Origin of the sequence: Mycobacterium sp. SM3041 (genome assembly GCF_039668335.1) — a bacterium.
Classification (GTDB): domain Bacteria; phylum Actinomycetota; class Actinomycetes; order Mycobacteriales; family Mycobacteriaceae; genus Mycobacterium.
On sequence record NZ_JAYXBQ010000082.1, the window covers coordinates 240,521 to 255,734 of the forward strand.

At 69.2% G+C, this 15,214-nt stretch carries 16 protein-coding genes and 1 pseudogene; 4 read left to right on the plus strand and 13 right to left on the minus strand.

Going from position 1 to position 15,214, the window contains the following annotated elements; translation table 11 throughout:
• Nucleotides 1-19: 19 nt before the first annotated feature.
• From VXD91_RS30515 to grcC1, 3 genes are all read right to left on the minus strand, one after another.
• Nucleotides 20-736: a DUF1326 domain-containing protein gene (locus VXD91_RS30515; protein ID WP_346417123.1), complete on the minus strand. Its 717-nt coding sequence runs from the start codon at nucleotides 734-736 to the stop codon at nucleotides 20-22.
• Between the two features lie 352 nt (nucleotides 737-1,088).
• On the minus strand, nucleotides 1,089-1,955 hold the full coding sequence (gene htpX / locus VXD91_RS30520) for a zinc metalloprotease HtpX (protein ID WP_133425383.1): 867 nt from the start codon (nucleotides 1,953-1,955) through the stop codon (nucleotides 1,089-1,091).
• Nucleotides 1,956-2,039: 84 nt separating this feature from the next.
• Complete coding sequence (gene grcC1 / locus VXD91_RS30525; protein WP_061003352.1) at nucleotides 2,040-3,047, minus strand: nonaprenyl/(2E,6E)-farnesyl/geranylgeranyl diphosphat synthase; 1,008 nt, start codon at nucleotides 3,045-3,047, stop codon at nucleotides 2,040-2,042.
• A gap of 21 nt (nucleotides 3,048-3,068) precedes the next feature.
• Here grcC1 and menJ point away from each other — a divergent pair, with 21 nt between their 5' ends.
• Entirely contained in the window at nucleotides 3,069-4,289 is a 1,221-nt protein-coding gene (menJ, locus tag VXD91_RS30530; protein WP_346417125.1) for a menaquinone reductase, read from the plus strand.
• Here menJ and VXD91_RS30535 read toward each other — a convergent pair.
• The 4 genes and pseudogenes from VXD91_RS30535 to VXD91_RS30550 form a co-directional block, all read right to left on the minus strand.
• A pseudogene (locus VXD91_RS30535) lies at nucleotides 4,282-5,172 on the minus strand (alpha/beta hydrolase fold domain-containing protein); the annotation flags it as partial. The gene menJ and the pseudogene VXD91_RS30535 sit on opposite strands and share 8 nt — an antisense overlap.
• Before the next feature lie 26 nt (nucleotides 5,173-5,198).
• A complete protein-coding gene (locus VXD91_RS30540) occupies nucleotides 5,199-5,480 on the minus strand; it encodes a pyrimidine/purine nucleoside phosphorylase (RefSeq protein ID WP_029105179.1) in 282 nt (93 codons plus the stop codon).
• 43 nt (nucleotides 5,481-5,523) lie between these two features.
• Entirely contained in the window at nucleotides 5,524-6,459 is a 936-nt protein-coding gene (locus tag VXD91_RS30545) for a CobW family GTP-binding protein (RefSeq protein WP_346417127.1), read from the minus strand.
• Complete coding sequence (locus tag VXD91_RS30550; protein ID WP_346417128.1) at nucleotides 6,456-7,142, minus strand: demethylmenaquinone methyltransferase; 687 nt, start codon at nucleotides 7,140-7,142, stop codon at nucleotides 6,456-6,458. The genes VXD91_RS30545 and VXD91_RS30550 overlap by 4 nt, the downstream gene beginning before the upstream one ends.
• Before the next feature lie 85 nt (nucleotides 7,143-7,227).
• On the opposite strand from VXD91_RS30550, the gene VXD91_RS30555 reads away from it, so the two are divergent.
• Both VXD91_RS30555 and VXD91_RS30560 read left to right on the plus strand, forming a co-directional pair.
• Entirely contained in the window at nucleotides 7,228-8,052 is an 825-nt protein-coding gene (locus tag VXD91_RS30555) for an SDR family oxidoreductase (protein ID WP_346417129.1), read from the plus strand.
• A gap of 14 nt (nucleotides 8,053-8,066) precedes the next feature.
• Complete coding sequence (locus VXD91_RS30560; protein ID WP_064858463.1) at nucleotides 8,067-8,342, plus strand: hypothetical protein; 276 nt, start codon at nucleotides 8,067-8,069, stop codon at nucleotides 8,340-8,342.
• A 176-nt stretch (nucleotides 8,343-8,518) separates the two neighbouring features.
• Here VXD91_RS30560 and VXD91_RS30565 read toward each other — a convergent pair whose 3' ends face one another.
• Nucleotides 8,519-9,646, minus strand: coding sequence for a glycosyltransferase family 1 protein (locus VXD91_RS30565; RefSeq protein ID WP_346417130.1), 1,128 nt, complete (start codon nucleotides 9,644-9,646; stop codon nucleotides 8,519-8,521).
• Between the two features lie 122 nt (nucleotides 9,647-9,768).
• On the opposite strand from VXD91_RS30565, the gene VXD91_RS30570 reads away from it, so the two are divergent.
• On the plus strand, nucleotides 9,769-10,452 hold the full coding sequence (locus tag VXD91_RS30570; RefSeq protein ID WP_346417131.1) for a thioredoxin domain-containing protein: 684 nt from the start codon (nucleotides 9,769-9,771) through the stop codon (nucleotides 10,450-10,452).
• Here the strand turns inward: VXD91_RS30570 and VXD91_RS30575 are convergent.
• From VXD91_RS30575 to VXD91_RS30595, 5 genes are all read right to left on the minus strand, one after another.
• Nucleotides 10,449-10,925, minus strand: coding sequence for a DUF3592 domain-containing protein (locus VXD91_RS30575; protein ID WP_234785371.1), 477 nt, complete (start codon nucleotides 10,923-10,925; stop codon nucleotides 10,449-10,451). The genes VXD91_RS30570 and VXD91_RS30575 overlap by 4 nt on opposite strands.
• 23 nt (nucleotides 10,926-10,948) lie before the next feature.
• On the minus strand, nucleotides 10,949-12,586 hold the full coding sequence (gene menD / locus VXD91_RS30580) for a 2-succinyl-5-enolpyruvyl-6-hydroxy-3-cyclohexene-1-carboxylic-acid synthase (protein ID WP_346417132.1): 1,638 nt from the start codon (nucleotides 12,584-12,586) through the stop codon (nucleotides 10,949-10,951).
• 12 nt (nucleotides 12,587-12,598) lie between these two features.
• Entirely contained in the window at nucleotides 12,599-13,387 is a 789-nt protein-coding gene (locus VXD91_RS30585; RefSeq protein ID WP_061003332.1) for an alpha/beta hydrolase, read from the minus strand.
• A gap of 79 nt (nucleotides 13,388-13,466) precedes the next feature.
• Entirely contained in the window at nucleotides 13,467-14,180 is a 714-nt protein-coding gene (locus VXD91_RS30590) for a DJ-1/PfpI family protein (RefSeq protein ID WP_293019715.1), read from the minus strand.
• Nucleotides 14,181-14,189: 9 nt separating this feature from the next.
• The gene (locus VXD91_RS30595; RefSeq protein WP_138250557.1) at nucleotides 14,190-15,158 is read right to left on the minus strand and encodes a GlxA family transcriptional regulator; all 969 of its coding nucleotides are present in this window, start codon (nucleotides 15,156-15,158) and stop codon (nucleotides 14,190-14,192) included.
• Nucleotides 15,159-15,214: the final 56 nt, after the last annotated feature.

The window sequence follows — 15,214 nt, forward strand, 5'->3', positions numbered from 1 at the left end:
TTTCCGGGTCCTCGTCAGCTCAGCCGCAGCAGCATCCGCCGGCCGCCTCCGCGGCGGACGGCAACTCGACGTTCGGCAGTTCGCCGTCGGGCCGCCAGTCGAACGGGAAGTGCTTGCTGGAGGCGCCGAGGTACTCGTGGGAGAAGTCGAAGCCGACGGCGTCGGCCTTCCTGACCACACCCCACGTCGCGACCTGTCCCGGCCCGACTTCGGCACCCGGAGCGTTGACGGTGGTGACGCGACGGTTCGGGTCGGCCGTCGGGCCGGTCAGCGCATCCACCCGGACGTCGACCTTGCCCGGAATCTCCGCCCGCCAGTAGGCCAGGTCGTCGGCCGCGGCGAAGTTGATCGGGGCGTACTCGATACCCCGCAGCTCGCTGATCAGGGCGCCGAACTCCCCCGGCCAGCCGCCCTCGTCGCCGCGGAAGATCCGCTCCAGGGCTTTCCGTTGATCAGCGTCCGCCTTCTCGTCGATGTAGAACATGAGCTTCATGGTGGCGTCCGGGTCGCCGATCCACATGTTGCCGGCGAACTCGCCCAGGGCCACCACGCCAAGGCCACTCAAATCGGTTGTGCCGTAATGCCCTTCGTGGACCTGCCAGACGAGCGTGAACAAGCAGTCGCCGTGCGTGGGCTCCTGCGCGAAGCTGCACGGGCACGGCAGCTTGCAGCTGCACACATCGAACCACTCGCCGCGTAGATGCCAATCGGTCTTCGGAGTTACCGCCGCCGTCATCGCTGAATCCCTTCTGGTTTGCATACCCCCTGGGGGTACCTGACGTGGATGACGTTACGCAGCGATCCGAGGGTTGGTCAAGTACCCCCTGGGGGTATCTCTTGGTGAGTTTGGTATGCGGGGTCGGTGCTGCGTTGGCTCTGCGCTGCGGGCGGGATAGTGCGAGTAGGCAAGGCCCTCAGCGCAGAACCAACCACGGCGCCCGTTGATCCTGAAACCACGGCGCAAAAGCACGAGTAACCAAGACCCTCAGCGCAGAACCAACCAAGGCGCCCGTTCACCCTGAAACCACGGCGCAAAAACGCGAGTAACCAAGACCCTCAACGCAGAGCCAACGTGCGAAACCCAGGAACTACCGCCCGGCCATGCGCTCCAGTCGCGCGATGCGGTCCTCGATGGGCGGGTGGGTCGAGAAGAGCTTGCCGATCTTCTCGCCGGCCCGGAACGGGTTGGCGATCATCAGGTGGGCCTGGTCGGCCAGCTGCGGCTCGGGCGGCAGCGGGGCCTGTTGCACGCCGGCGCTGATCTTGCGCAGCGCGCTCGCCAGCGCCAGCGGGTCACCCGTCAGCTCGGCGCCCGACTGGTCGGCCTGGTACTCGCGTGAGCGCGACACCGCCAGCCGGATGATGGTCGCGGCCAGCGGGCCGACGATCGAAAGCACGAGCAGGACAAAGGGATTGGGCCGGTCGTCGCGGTCGCCGCCGCCGAACATGCCGATGAAGTAAGCGACGTTGACCAACGCCGTCACCACCGACGCCATGGCGCCCGCGACGCACGAGATCAGGATGTCGCGGTTGTAGACGTGCGACAGCTCATGCCCCAGCACGGCGCGTAGCTCGCGCTCGGTGAGGATGTTCAGGATGCCCGTCGTGCAGCAGACCGCGGCATTGCGGGGATTGCGCCCCGTGGCGAACGCGTTGGGGGCGTCGGTGTCGCTGATGTACAGCTGCGGCATCGGCTGGCGCGCGGTGGTGGCGAGCTCGCGGACGATGCGGTACATCGCGGGCGCCTGCATCTCGCTGACCGGCTGTGCGTGCATGGCCCGCAGCGCCATCTTGGCGCTGTTGAAGTAGACGTAGGCGTTCATGCCGATGGCGAACAGCACCGCCAGGTACATGATGTTCTTGCCGAACAGCGACCCGATCAGCACGATGAGCGTCGAGAAGCCCGCCAGCAGCGCGAACGTCTTCGCGGTGTTCGCGTGCGGATTCCACGTCATCGGCTACCTCCTCCAGCGCAGTCAAACTCACTGAATTGAACGCTCGGCAACTGGTGCCTGGTTCCAGGGTGTCCCGGTGGGAGGTCAGCCGTGGCGGTCAGCGGTGTACTCGACCAGGTTGAGCAGCGCCAACCGGCCGGGCAGATCCGGCAGGTTGTCCAACTCGGCGCGAGCGTCCGCGGCGAAGCGCTGAACGGTGCGCTTGGCCTCGACCATGCCCTGCGACGCGCGCAGCAGCGCCAGCGCCTCGGCGAGGTCGGCGTCGTTGTCGATGGGCTTGGCCAGCAACACCCGCAGCCGGTCGGCGTCGGGTCCGGTCTCCTGCAGCGCGTACAGCACCGGCAGGGTGTGTACGCCTTCGCGCAGATCGGTTCCCGGCACCTTGCCCGATTCGTCGGGATCGCTGTCGATGTCGATGATGTCGTCGGAGATCTGGAAGATGGTGCCGACGATGCCGCCGAGCCGGCTCAGCCGCTCGATCTGCTCCTCATCGGAGCCGGAGAACGTCGCACCGAACCGGCCGGACGCCTCGATCAGGCATGACGTCTTCTCGTACACGACCTTCAGGTAGTGCTCGACGGGGTCGGCGCCTTCGAGGGCGCCACGGGTCTCGCGCATCTGGCCGGTCACCAGCTGGGCGAAGGTGTCGGCGATGACGCGCACCGCGTCGGGCCCCAGCCGGGACACCAGCCGCGAGGCGGTGGCGAACAGGTAGTCGCCGGCCAGGATCGCGATGTTGTTGCCCCAGCGGGCGTTGGCGCTGTCCGCGCCGCGCCGCACCTGCGCCTCGTCCATGACGTCGTCGTGGTAGAGCGTCGCCAGGTGCACCAGCTCGATGACGGCGCCGGCGATCGCGACGTCGTTGTTGTCGGGGTCCGGCCCCAGCGACGCCGACAACACGGTGAACAGCGGACGGAACCGCTTGCCACCGGCCTGGAACAGGTGCTGGACCGCTTCGGCCATCAGCTCGTCGGCTTTGCCCAGCTCGGTCGACATCAGGTCTTCGATGCGCGCGACCGCGTCACGAACCTGCGCGGCGAAGGCGGCGTCACCAAAGTCCACGCCCGCGACCACTGTCGCTGGTGTCTTCATGGGTCCAACATACTGGGCGGCATGGTCGTGCACGCAGATGTGGTCGTGGTCGGAGCCGGGCCGGCAGGTTCCGCCGCTGCCGCCTGGGCAGCGCGCCGGGGCCGCGACGTCCTGGTGATCGACTCGGCGCAGTTTCCCCGGGACAAGGCCTGCGGCGACGGGCTGACGCCGCGGGCCATTGCCGAACTGCGTGAGCTGGGACTCGGCGATTGGCTCGACGGCCACGTCAGCCACCACGGGCTGCGGCTGGCCGGCTTCGGCGCGCAGCGCGAGGTGCGCTGGCCGGGGCCGTCGTTCCCGGCCACCAGCAGCGCGGTTCCCCGCGCCGAGCTCGACGACCGGATTCGTCAGGTCGCCGCCGACTCCGGGGCGAAGATGCTGCTGGGCGTCAAGGCCGTCGCCGTCTCCCACGATGCGGCCGGCCGGGTGACCACGTTGCAGCTCGACGACGGACAAGAGGTGAGCTGCACCGAACTCATCGTGGCCGACGGCGCCCGCTCGACGCTGGGCCGTGTCCTGGGCCGGCAATGGCACCAGGAGACGGTGTACGGCGTCGCGATCCGCGCCTACATCGCGACGCCGCGGCACGCCGAGCCGTGGATCACGTCGCACCTGGAGCTGCGCTCCCCCGCGGGGGAGGTGCTGCCGGGCTACGGCTGGATCTTCCCGCTGGGCAACGGCGACGTGAACATCGGCGTGGGTGCGCTGGCCACCGAGAAACGTCCGGCCGACGCCGCGCTGCGCCCGCTACTGGCCCACTACACCAACCTGCGCCGCGACGAGTGGGGCTTCGAAGGTCAGCCGCGGCTGGCCAAGTCGGCGCTGCTGCCGATGGGCGGCGCGGTGTCGGGCGTCGCGGGACCGAACTGGATGCTCGTCGGCGACGCCGCCGCATGCGTCAACCCGCTCAACGGCGAGGGCATCGACTACGGCCTGGAGACGGGAAGGCTGGCCGCCGATCTGCTGGGCTCGGGTGACCTCAGCGCGGCCTGGCCCGCACTGCTGCAGCAGCACTACGCCGCCGGGTTCTCGGTGGCGCGCCGATTGGCGATCCTGCTGACCGTGCCGAAGTTCCTGCCGCTGACGGGGCCTGTCGCGATGCGATCGCAGTACCTGATGACGGTCGCGGTACGGGCCATGGGCAACCTCGTGACCGAGGAGGACACCGACATGATCGCCCGCATCTGGCGCCGGGCCGGACGTGGCTCGCGCCGGCTGGATCAGCGCAAGCCGTTCAGCTGACCGACCGCGCGAACCCGACGATGTCGCGGACGGTGGCCGCGAAGACCTCGGGCATGGCGCCGGCGAGCAGGATGTCCCCGGCGTGGCAGGTGCCGGCGACGATCCGCCCGACGACGCTGACGCCGGCCGCGGCCAGCCTGCGGTAGTAGATCAGGCCCTCGTCGCGCAGCGGGTCGAGCTCGTTGACCGAAATGACATGCGGCGGAAGGCCTTCCAACTCCACACTGGTGGCCGCCCCGGCCCAGCAGGTGCCGTCTTGCGCGTGCTGCTGGTCGGGGTCATAGATGGAGCCCAGCAGCGCCAGTTGCAGGCAGCTGATGAAGTACCCGTCGTTCTCCCGCAGCGACGGCAGGTCCTCGGCGTCCTCGAGCCACCGGTTCGAGATGTACGGGCACTGGGCGTAGACGCCGGCGATCTCGTCGATCCAGCCCTCCCGCTTGGCTTTCAGCGCGACCGTCAGCGTCAGGTTCCCACCGCCGGACTCCCCCGACACGATCAGGTGGCTGATCCCGAGCTCGTCTTTGTGCGCCGCCGTCCAGCGCACGGCCGCCGCGCCGTCGTTGAGCCCGGCCGGGAACGGGTGCGGACCGAGCGCGCCGCCCGAATTACGGAACTCGACGCCGACGACGACGAGCCCTGCGGCCGCAAGGTTTTCGCGGAGGCGGACGTACTGGATGTCGGCGGCGCTGAGGATCGCCATGCCACCGCCGTGCAGGTGCACAACCGCGGGCAGCGGACCGTCGGCAGCGGTGGGTCGGCTGATGAACAGCGTGATCTCGTTGCCGTCGGCACCGGTGATGGTGGTGGTCGTGGTGGTGACGCCCTCAGGTGCGGGGGCCTGGTCCCCCAGCATCTTCAGCACGGCACCGGTCCCCTGCTCCGCGAACGCGGTTCACCGTGGGCGGAAAGTTACCGGTATTCGCAGAGGTAGGCGGTCTCGACCTCGACGCGGACGCCGAACTTGCTGTCGGCCGGCACGGTGAATTGCGTTCCGGCGGCGAAGGTTTCCCACTCGTCGCTGCCGGGCAGCTTGACGGTCAGGGCGCCGGACACCACGTGCATGATCTCGAGGCTCGAGGTGCCGAATTCGTATTCGCCGACGGCCATGACGCCGACGGTCGCGGGGCCCTCGGCGGGCGCGAACGCGATCGATGCGACCTTGCCATCGAAGTACTCATTGACCTTGAACAACACATCTCCTCGAACTCAGGTGAGGGGTCAGGATATCCGGGGCCTACGGCATCACGTACTTGTGGACTCCGAGGATGGCGTTCTCGTCGGCCGGTTCGGTGGTGCACTCGTGCAGCGCCGCCCGCACCTTCTCGGTGTCCATGCCGGTGCCGATGCACACCAGTTGGGTGCCGGTGCCGCGCCGCTTCTGCAGCCGCAGCGAGCCGCCCACCAGCTGCAGCAGGTATCGGTGTCCGGCGCCGAAGTCGACGAAACCCTTTGCCCGGTAAAGCCCTTCGGGCCGGTCACGCAGCAGGGCCAGCAAGCGGCGCGGGTTCAGCACGTCGCCGGTGATGTATTCGACGGACTGGTAGACGGGATGGTCGTGGTCGTGATCGTCGTGCAGCAGCTCGTCGAACGACAGCTGGGCCTGCGGGGCGCGTTCCGGAATGTCGATAAGCAGCGTCGGGTCGATGCGCGCGAAATCGGTGGGCTGCACGGGGACTCGCGGATTCTGCGCGTGAATCCGGGCCAGCACGGCGTCGACGTCGGCGACTTCACTTGCCCGGTTGAGCACCACCAGGTCGGCCACCGGCAGCCCGTGCCCGAACTCCGGCTCGCATCCGTTGACCACCAGGATCAGGCCGGCGTAGTGGAAGTCATCCGAATCGGCCGTCATGATGGTGCGCGCCACCGCGGGCGGCTCGGCGACGCCGCTGGCCTCCACCACGATCAGATCCAGGGCCGGGCGGACGGCGGCCAGCTTGCCCAGCATCTCAGCCACCTCACCGTCCTCGGCGACACAGCAGATGCACCCGTTGGACAGTGACGCCATGGCGTCGACCTGACCTGCGACCAGCATCGCGTCGATGTTGACGGACCCGAAGTCGTTGACCAGCACGCCGATTCGCGCCCCGCGGCCGTTACGCAGCAGGTGGTTCAGCAGCGTGGTCTTGCCCGCACCGAGGAAGCCGGCGACGGCGAGGACGGGCAGGCTCACGGCTTGACAGCGGCGTGCAGCGCGACGATCCCTCCGGTCAGGTTGCGCCAGCGCACCTGCGACCAGCCGGCCGCCTCGATCTTGCAGGCCAGGTCGTCCTGATCGGGCCACGCCCGGATCGACTCGGCGAGATAGACGTACGCCTCGGGGTTGGACGACACCGCGGTGGCCATCGTCGGGAGCGCCTTCATCAGGTACTCCTTATAGGCCGTCGCGAAGAGGCGGTTGGTGGGCGTGGAGAACTCGCACACCACCAGGCGGCCGCCGGGCCGCGTCACCCGGGCCATCTCGCGCAGGCCGGCGCTGAAGTCGACGACGTTGCGCAGCCCGAAGCTGATGGTCACCGCGTCGAAGACGCCGTCGTCGAACGGCAGCTTGGTGGCGTCACCGGCCACCTTCGGGACGTTGCGGGCTGCGCCGGCGGCGAGCATCCCGACCGAGAAGTCGCAGGCCACACACCAGGCGCCCGACGTCGCGAGCTCGACGGTCGACACCGTCGTCCCGGCGGCGAGGTCCAGAACCTTGTCACCTGGGCCGATGCCCAGCGCGGCGCGCGTCTGCCGCCGCCAGAACCGGTCCTGACCCAGGGACAGCACGGTGTTGGTGATGTCATAGCGACGGGCGACGCCGTCGAACATCGACGCAACCTCGTGCGGATCCTTCTCCAATGACGCGCGACTCACGGATATGACGCTACCGGCTGGTCCTGCGCCCCGCGTCTGCGGCGGCCCCGGGAATGGAACGGCCACCACGGGAGCTGTAAGCCGCATGGGTCAAAAGGTCTGGTTCATCACGGGGACATCGCGCGGGTTCGGACGCGAGTGGACGGCCGCGGCGCTGGAGCGCGGCGACAAGGTGGCCGCGACGGCGCGGGACGTGTCGACGCTCGACGACCTCGTCGCCAAGTACGGCGACGCGCTGTTGCCCATCGCGCTCGACGTCACCGACCGCGACGCCGACTTCGCCGCTGTGAAGGCGGCGCACGAGCACTTCGGCCGGCTGGACGTCGTCGTCAACAATGCGGGCTACGGCCAGTTCGGTTTCATCGAGGAGTTGTCGGAGGCCGAGGCGCGGGACCAGATCGAAACCAACGTGTTCGGCGCGCTGTGGATCACGCAGGCGGCGCTGCCGTACCTGCGGGCGCAGGGCAGCGGGCACATCATCCAGGTGTCCTCGATCGGTGGCATCAGCGCATTCGCGGGCCTCGGCGCGTACCACGCGTCCAAGTGGGCGCTCGAGGGTTTCTCACAGTCGCTGGCCGCCGAAGTGGAGCGGTTCGGTATTCACGTCACCTTGATCGAGCCCGGTGGCTTCTCGACCGACTGGGGCGGCGCGTCGGCGAAGCGGACCACGGAACTGCCGGAGTACGAAGGACTTCGGGCAGATGTCGCGCGCTGGCGCAGCGAGCGCAATGCGGTACCGGGCAACCCGGAGGCCTCGGCGGCCGCGGTGCTCAAGATCGTCGACGCCGAAAAGCCGCCGCTGCGAGTCTTTTTCGGCAGCGCACCGCTGCAGATCGCCAAGACCGACTACGAAAACCGGTTGCGCACCTGGGAAGAGTGGCAGCCGGTGTCCGAGCTGGCGCAGGGCTGAACGAAGGAACTCCGATGGCGGGATTGAAATTCGTCCGACGGGACGACGGGTTGACCTATGAGTTCACCGAAGACGGCGAGGCGCACGGGTTTCCGTCGTACAAGCGGGTCGATCTGGACATCTGGTGCCGACGGCTGCCGCACTTCGGATGGGTGGTGTGCACGGAGCGTGGTGCGGTGTCGAGTCGCCCGTTCGACCACGCGGGGTTCGGTTACCTGCCGCCCGAGGGTGCGTGGGTGAGTCGCAAGGACGACCGCTCGTATGTGTACGACCTGGTCCATGTGAGCTGATCTTCTCTGATCGAGCGTGCGTGTTTCTGCGCACGCTCGATCAGCATGTGCAGTTTCGTCGCGCTCGGCGGCCGCGAGCGGGACGTTTTTGTACACCAAATGCGGTGTGTCGCAGTACAAACACGGCCGCTCGCGGGAGGTGGCGTGCGCGGAAATGCTCGCGGGGAAAAAGAGCGCTAGGCAGCGAGGGCGCGGCGCTCGCCGAGGACGGCGGCGTAGTGGCCGAGCAGTTCGTCGCACACGGCGGGCCAGGTGCGGCCCAGCACGCTGCGGCGGGCGGCGAGCGAGTAGCGGGACCGCTCGGCGAGCAGGTGATCGACCGCGGCAGGCAGCGACCCCTCGAAATCCGCTACCGGCAAGAGCAATCCGGTGTGCATGGGCGTCACCAGGTCACGCGGGCCGCCGGCATCCGGCGCGATGACCGGCAGACCCGACGCCATGGCCTCCTGGACGGCCTGACAGAAGGTCTCGTGCTCCCCCGGGTGCACGAACACGTCCATGCTGGCGTATGCCGTGGCGAGTTCCCGGCCGTACAGCGCGCCGGTGAAAACCGCTGTGGGCATGAGTTTTTGGAGCTTGGGCTGGTCGATGCCCTCGCCGACCACCACGAGCTGCAGGTCGTCGCGTCCGGCCAGTGCGGCCAGCCGCTCCACGTGCTTCTCCGGGGCCAGGCGGCCAACGAAGCCCACCACCGGCTTGCCCTCGGGCGACCACAGCGCCCGCAGCGCGGTACTGCGCGCAGACGGTGCGAAACCGGTGACGTCGACACCGCGACCCCACTTGTGCACGCGCGGAATCCGATGGGTGACAAGGTCTTCCATCGTCGCACTGGACGGCGCGAGGGTCCGGTCGGCGCGCGAGTGCAGGTGCCGGTTCCAGGCCCATGCGGTTTTCGTCATCATGCCGACGCCGTAGCTCTGCGCGAAACCGGCGATGTCGGTCTGGAACACCGCGACGGTCGGGATGCCGAGGAAGCGCGCGGCGTGCAGGCCGCCGTAACCCAGCAGCGCGGGCGAGGCCAGGTGCACCACGTCGGGCTGAAAGTCACGCAGTACCCGCACCATTCGCGGCCGCGGCACACCCAGCGGCAACGACGTCACCTTGGGGAACATCCGGGACGGGATGCGGTGCACGGGCACATCGCCGTGGAAGGTGTCTGCGGGTTTTTCACCCCGAGGCGTGTCGGGCGCGATCACCAGCGCCTCATGTCCGTTCCGGTGGAGGTGCTCGAGCACCCGGAGCACCGAATTGGTGACGCCGTTGACATTCGGGAGAAAGGACTCCGCCACGATCGCAACTCGCACACCTGCAGGCTGGCAGCGCAGCCTGACCGTCAGGTGACCGACAGGGATCCGCGACGCGAAGACACGCACAACTCGGGTACCCCCGGTATCGTCTTCCGGACCGGGGTGAGAAAGGGGCCGGCATGCGTCTACCTCGGCTGATCCTTGCTTCGGCCACCGCGCTGGCCCTCCTCGCCGGATCGACCGCCTGCGGCCGCACCGTCGCCGGATCGGCACTGCGGGACCCGGATCTGCCGGGCGTCACGCTCACCGCGGACGGCTTCGGCATCATCGCGGGCCGGCCCGACGCCCCCGCGCAGATCGAGGTGTACACCGAACCGCAATGCACCCACTGCGCGCACCTGCAGGACACCGACGGGCCGGAGCTGAAGAGCATGATCGCCCTCGGTCTGCTGACCGTCACCTACCGCCCGGTGACCTTCCTGGACACCGAGTACGGCTATTCGGCCAAGGTCGCCAACGCGATGTTCCTCGCCGCAGCACACGGCACGTCGGCGCCCGCCCTGCAGGCGTACGTCGCGACGCTGTGGGGCCACCAGAATCCGGGCGGGTCGGCGCCGTCGGACGGTCAGCTCGCGGGCTGGGCCGCCGACTCCGGCGTCAGCGCCGAGTCGGTGGCCACCATCCAGTTCGGTGCACACGCCGTCGACACCGACGAGATGACGATGACCAACGAGACCCGGCTGCAGGAGATCCGCGACGGCGATGCGGGCACACCCACGGTGTACGACCTCACCGGCAACACCGTGGTGGACATCCAGGAAACCGGGTGGCTGGCGAAGCTGACGGCGGGGCGGCAGACCTAACCCAGTCGGCGCTGCACGAGAGTGACGATGCCGAGCAGCACACCGGCGACCAACCAGCCGACGACGGCGATCGAGCCGGCCGGGATGACGGCCAGCGACGCGTTGCGGTTCTGCACCCGCACCAGGTCCGGGTTGCTGCGGTCGTACTCGACGTAGATGCGCATCCCGGTTTCCAGCTCGGACGGGTACAGCACGCCGAGCTCGGGCCGGTAGGTGACGCGGTCGGGCGTCACGAACTCGATGGTGGAGCGCCGCGGACCGGCCGAGAGCACTTCGGCGGCCGCGGTTCCCATGTTGTGCTCGATCTGCTGATCGTTGCGCCACGCCCCCAGCACCAGCAGCACCGACTGCAGTGTCACCAGGCAGGCCATGATGACGATGCCGATCCGGATCCGGCGGATGACGCGCTGCGACCGGGTCTCCTTGCCGTTGCCGAAGAGACGCAGAATCAGGTTGTCCCACAACGTGTTCAGCCGGCAGCGCAGGGGTTCGGGAATCACGGAGCGGCCTTGATCGCCGCCCGTATCGAAGCGTGCAACGACCGTAGGGTGGACCGGTCGGCCTTGACCTCCAGCACCCGCATCCCCTCGAACGGTTCGCGCAGCGCGGCGGCCAGTCCGTCGGCCTCCACCTGCCGGCACTCGACGTGGTACGCCCGGCACAGGGCGGCGACGTCGACGTCGTGCGGGGTGCCGAAGATGCGCGACGACACGTCGGAGAACCGGGGATCGCCCTGCTCCAGCAGCTCGAAGATGCCGCCGCCGTTGTCGTTGGAGACCACGATGGTCAGCGCCTTCGGTGTCGGCTCGGTGGGGCCGATCAGCAGGCCCGAGCTGTCGTGGACGAAGGTCAGGTCACCGATGAGCGCGACGGTCCGGCCCGAGGTGTGGGCGAGCGCGGCGCCGATGGCCGTCGACACCGTGCCGTCGATACCGGCGACGCCGCGGTTGGACCGCACCGAGATGCCGTGCGAGTTCAGCCCGACGAGCGCGGCGTCACGCACCGGGTTGGAGGCGCCGAGCACCAGCTGGTCGCCGGGCTGCAGGCCGTCGGCGACGGCGGCGGCAACGTGCAGGCCCGTCGTCAGTTCGTAGGCCGCGAGCTGGTCACGCACGGCGTGCTCGGCACGCGCGTTGGCTTCGGCGCACTTCGCGAGCCAGGCCGGATCGGGCGTGCCCGACGTGATGGCGCGGGTGCCGGTGGCCTGCGAGTTGCCCGACACGTCGGGCCAGCGCGGGCCGGTGGTCAGCGCGTAGACGGGCGTGTGTGGGTCGGCCAGCAAGGTCGACACCGGCCGGTGCAGGGTAGGCCGGCCCAGCATGATCACCTGCTGCGGCCGGACCAGCGACAGCGCCAGCGGGTGCAGCGGGTTGTCGGCCGGCGGCGCGGTCGGTTCGGCGACCGTCGGCAGGTGCGCGAGATTCTCGTGGCGGCCCGCACCATGGCCGGCGATGACGACGGTGTCGGCCGTCAGGTCGATCTCGAGGGGCTGGTCGAACGTGACGGGCGGGGTGTAGGTCCACGGCCGGCCGTCGGGACGGCCTTCCGGCGCGTAGGGGCCATCTTCGGCCGTGTCCGGGACGAGCGGCTCCCGCAGCGGGATGTCGAACTGCACGGGTCCGGCATTGGCGGTACGAGAACCTTTGGCCGCCACCAGGACCCGGCACGTCGCCGACCGCCACTGCGCGTTGGCCGCGGCCACGTCGGCCGTCGGCTCGGCCAGGCCGAGGCTGATGGTGGCCCGCACCTGATTGCCGAAATAGCCGAGCTGTTCCATCGTCTGGTTGGCGCCGGTGCCGAGCAGCTCGTACGGCCGGTTGGCGCTCAGCACGATCAGCGGCACGCGGGCGTAGTTGGCCTCGATCACCGCCGGGCCGAGATTGGCCACCGCGGTGCCCGACGTCATCGCGATGCACACCGGTGAGCCGGCGGACACCGCGAGGCCGACCGCCAGGTAGCCGGCGGTGCGCTCGTCGATGCGGACATGCAGCCGCAAGCGGCCGGCCCGGTCGGCGTCGGCCAGCGCGAACGCCAGCGGGGCGTTACGTGAGCCGGGGCACAGCACCACGTCACGGACGCCGCCGCGGATCAGTTCATCGACGACGACCCGCGCCTGAATCGTCGACGGGTTCATTGCTACAGCGTGTCACACCGGATTGGCAGCGAAGAATTCCAGCATCGCGGCGTTCACCGCGTCGGGGCGCTCGATGAAGCCGAGGTGCCCGGCGTCGGGGATTTCCAGGTAGCGGCCCAGCGGGATCGCGTCGGCCACCTCCTTGGACAGGTGCGGTGGCAGCACGACGTCGTCGGCGAACCCGATCACCTGCACCGGCACCGCGATCTGGCGGTAGGCCGGCAGCCGGTTGGTCTCCGGCGCGACGGCCAGCTGCGCCCGCAGCCCCGGGGTGGGCTTGGTCGGCCACATGGTGAACATCTCGATCCAGTCCTGGACGGCACGGTCGTCGTTCAAGGTCTTGGGTGAAAAGTTCTCCAGCAGACGGTTTTTCGCGTCCACCTCGGGCGGCAGCTCGATACCGGCGGCCAGCAGCGCCCGCTCGGCCTCGCGGAAGAACGTGCGGGCCCGGTCCTCCCGGCCGCGCGTGGCCATCAGCACCGCCGAGGACACCAGCTCGGGCCGGGCGACCATGAGTTCCTGCGCGATGAACGACCCCATCGACACCCCGACGACGCGCACCGGGCCGCCGACGACCTTGTTGATCAGCGATGCGGTGTCCGCGACCGCCTGGTCGGTGGAGAAGCCGATGGCGTTCTCGGTGGCGCCGATGCCGCGGTTGTCGAACGTGATGCAGCGGAAGCCGGCCCGCTGGAACGCCGGTACCTGATGCAGGTGCCAGGTGCGGCCCGCGCCGCCCCGTCCCGCGATGAACAGCACCGGCTCGCCGGATCCGCCACGGTCGTCGTATGCCAGATTCACCCGGCCGAGGTTACTGGACCCGGGATTTGTGCACGATTTTCCGCGGGTGGCGCGGAAAATCGTGCACAAATCCCTGAGGTCAACGGCGGGAACGGACCTTTTTGACGGCCTGGTCCCACAGCAGTGCCGTGGTGTGCTTGAGTGCCGTCGGCTTGAGGAGCTCGCGAGACATCAGGGCCGTCGCACTGGCCTTGGTGGCCGCCGACGCCTTCGACATGTGCCCGGAGTCGAACGGGGGCTGCGGGTCGTATTCCATGGACAGCTGGATGGCCTTGGCCTTGTCCTCGCCGCCGATCTGCGCGGCCAGCCACAGGCCGAGGTCGATGCCGGCCGAGACACCCGCGCAGGTGACGATGCGGTCGGCGGACTGCACGATGCGCTCATCGGTGACGGGTTCGACGCCGAACGTGCGCAGCAGCTGCACGGCCGCCCAGTGCGACGTCGCGCGCTTGCCCTTCAGCAGTCCGGACGCGCCCAGGATCACCGAACCCGAGCACACCGACGCCGTCCACGTGGTGGTCTCGTGGGCCCGCCGCAGCCAGTCCAGCAGCTTCTCGTCGCGGGCGTGCTCCAGGGTGCTGAAGCCGCCCGGGATCAGGATGATGTCGGGCGTCGGCGTCTCGTCGAACGAGTGGGTGGCGCCCACCAGCAGCACGCCGGAGTCGGCGACGATCGGGCCCGGCTCGTGCCAGACGAACCGGACCTCGGTGTCCGGCAGCCAGCGCAACGACTCATAGGGCCCGATGAAGTCGAGGGCAGTGAAACCCGGGTACAGGACGATGGCAACTTGCATGATCTCTCCCTACGCGAACGTCTTGCGGTATTGGTCTGGTGAAACCCCAACGCGCCGAACGAAACTGCGGCGCAGCGTCTCGGCGCTGCCGAAGCCGCAGCGGGCGGCGATGGCGGTGACGGTGTCGTCGGTCTCGGTGAGTTGCCGACGGGCCGCATCGGTGCGGACCCGCTCGACGTAGGCCGCCGGCGGCTCCCCCACCTCGGCGGTGAACGTCCGGGTGAAGTGCCGCGGGCTCATCGCGGCGGCGCGCGCCAGCTCCGGAACACTGTGTGCCCCGCCGGGTTCGGCCTCGATGAGCTCCTGCACGTCGCGAATAGGTTCGCGCTTGGCGCGCGGCATCCAGACCGGCGGCGCGAACTGCGTCTGCCCGCCGGGCCGGCGCAGGTAGAGCACGAGCCAGCGGGCGACGTTCTGGGCGACGTCGGTGCCGTAGTCGTCTTCGACGAGCGCCAGGGCCAGATCGATGCCCGCGGTGACGCCCGCCGCCGTCCACACCTGCTCCGAGCTGCGGATGAAGATCGGGTCGGCATCGACTGCGATGCAAGGGAATTCACTGGCAAGCTTGTCGGCCGAGGCCCAGTGCGTGGTGGCCGGGCAGCCGTCGAGCAGGCCGGCCTCCGCGGCCAGGAACGCGCCGTTGCAGACGCTGACGATGCGGCGCGCGTGCGGTGCCGCGGTGCGAATCCAGTCGATGACGGCGGGGTCGGCCCGCGCCTCGTCGACGCCCATGCCGCCGGGCAGCACGATGGTGTCGACGGGTTCGTTCGGGTCGGGCGGCGGCTTGGTGACGAATTCGAGCCCGGTCAAGGTGGTGACGGGACCACCGTCGGCCGCGGCCAAGACCGGCGCGTAGCCCTCGTCGCTCCGTCCCATCGCGGCCAGTTGCAGCGTCGCGCCCGTGAACACCTCGAACGGGCCGACGACGTCGAGGGCCTGCACCCCGCGAAAGCCGAGCAGCACCACAGATCGCGTCACGCCTCTATCGTGCGACGCCCAGCCCCATGGCGTCTACGCCATGGGGCCCACAAATT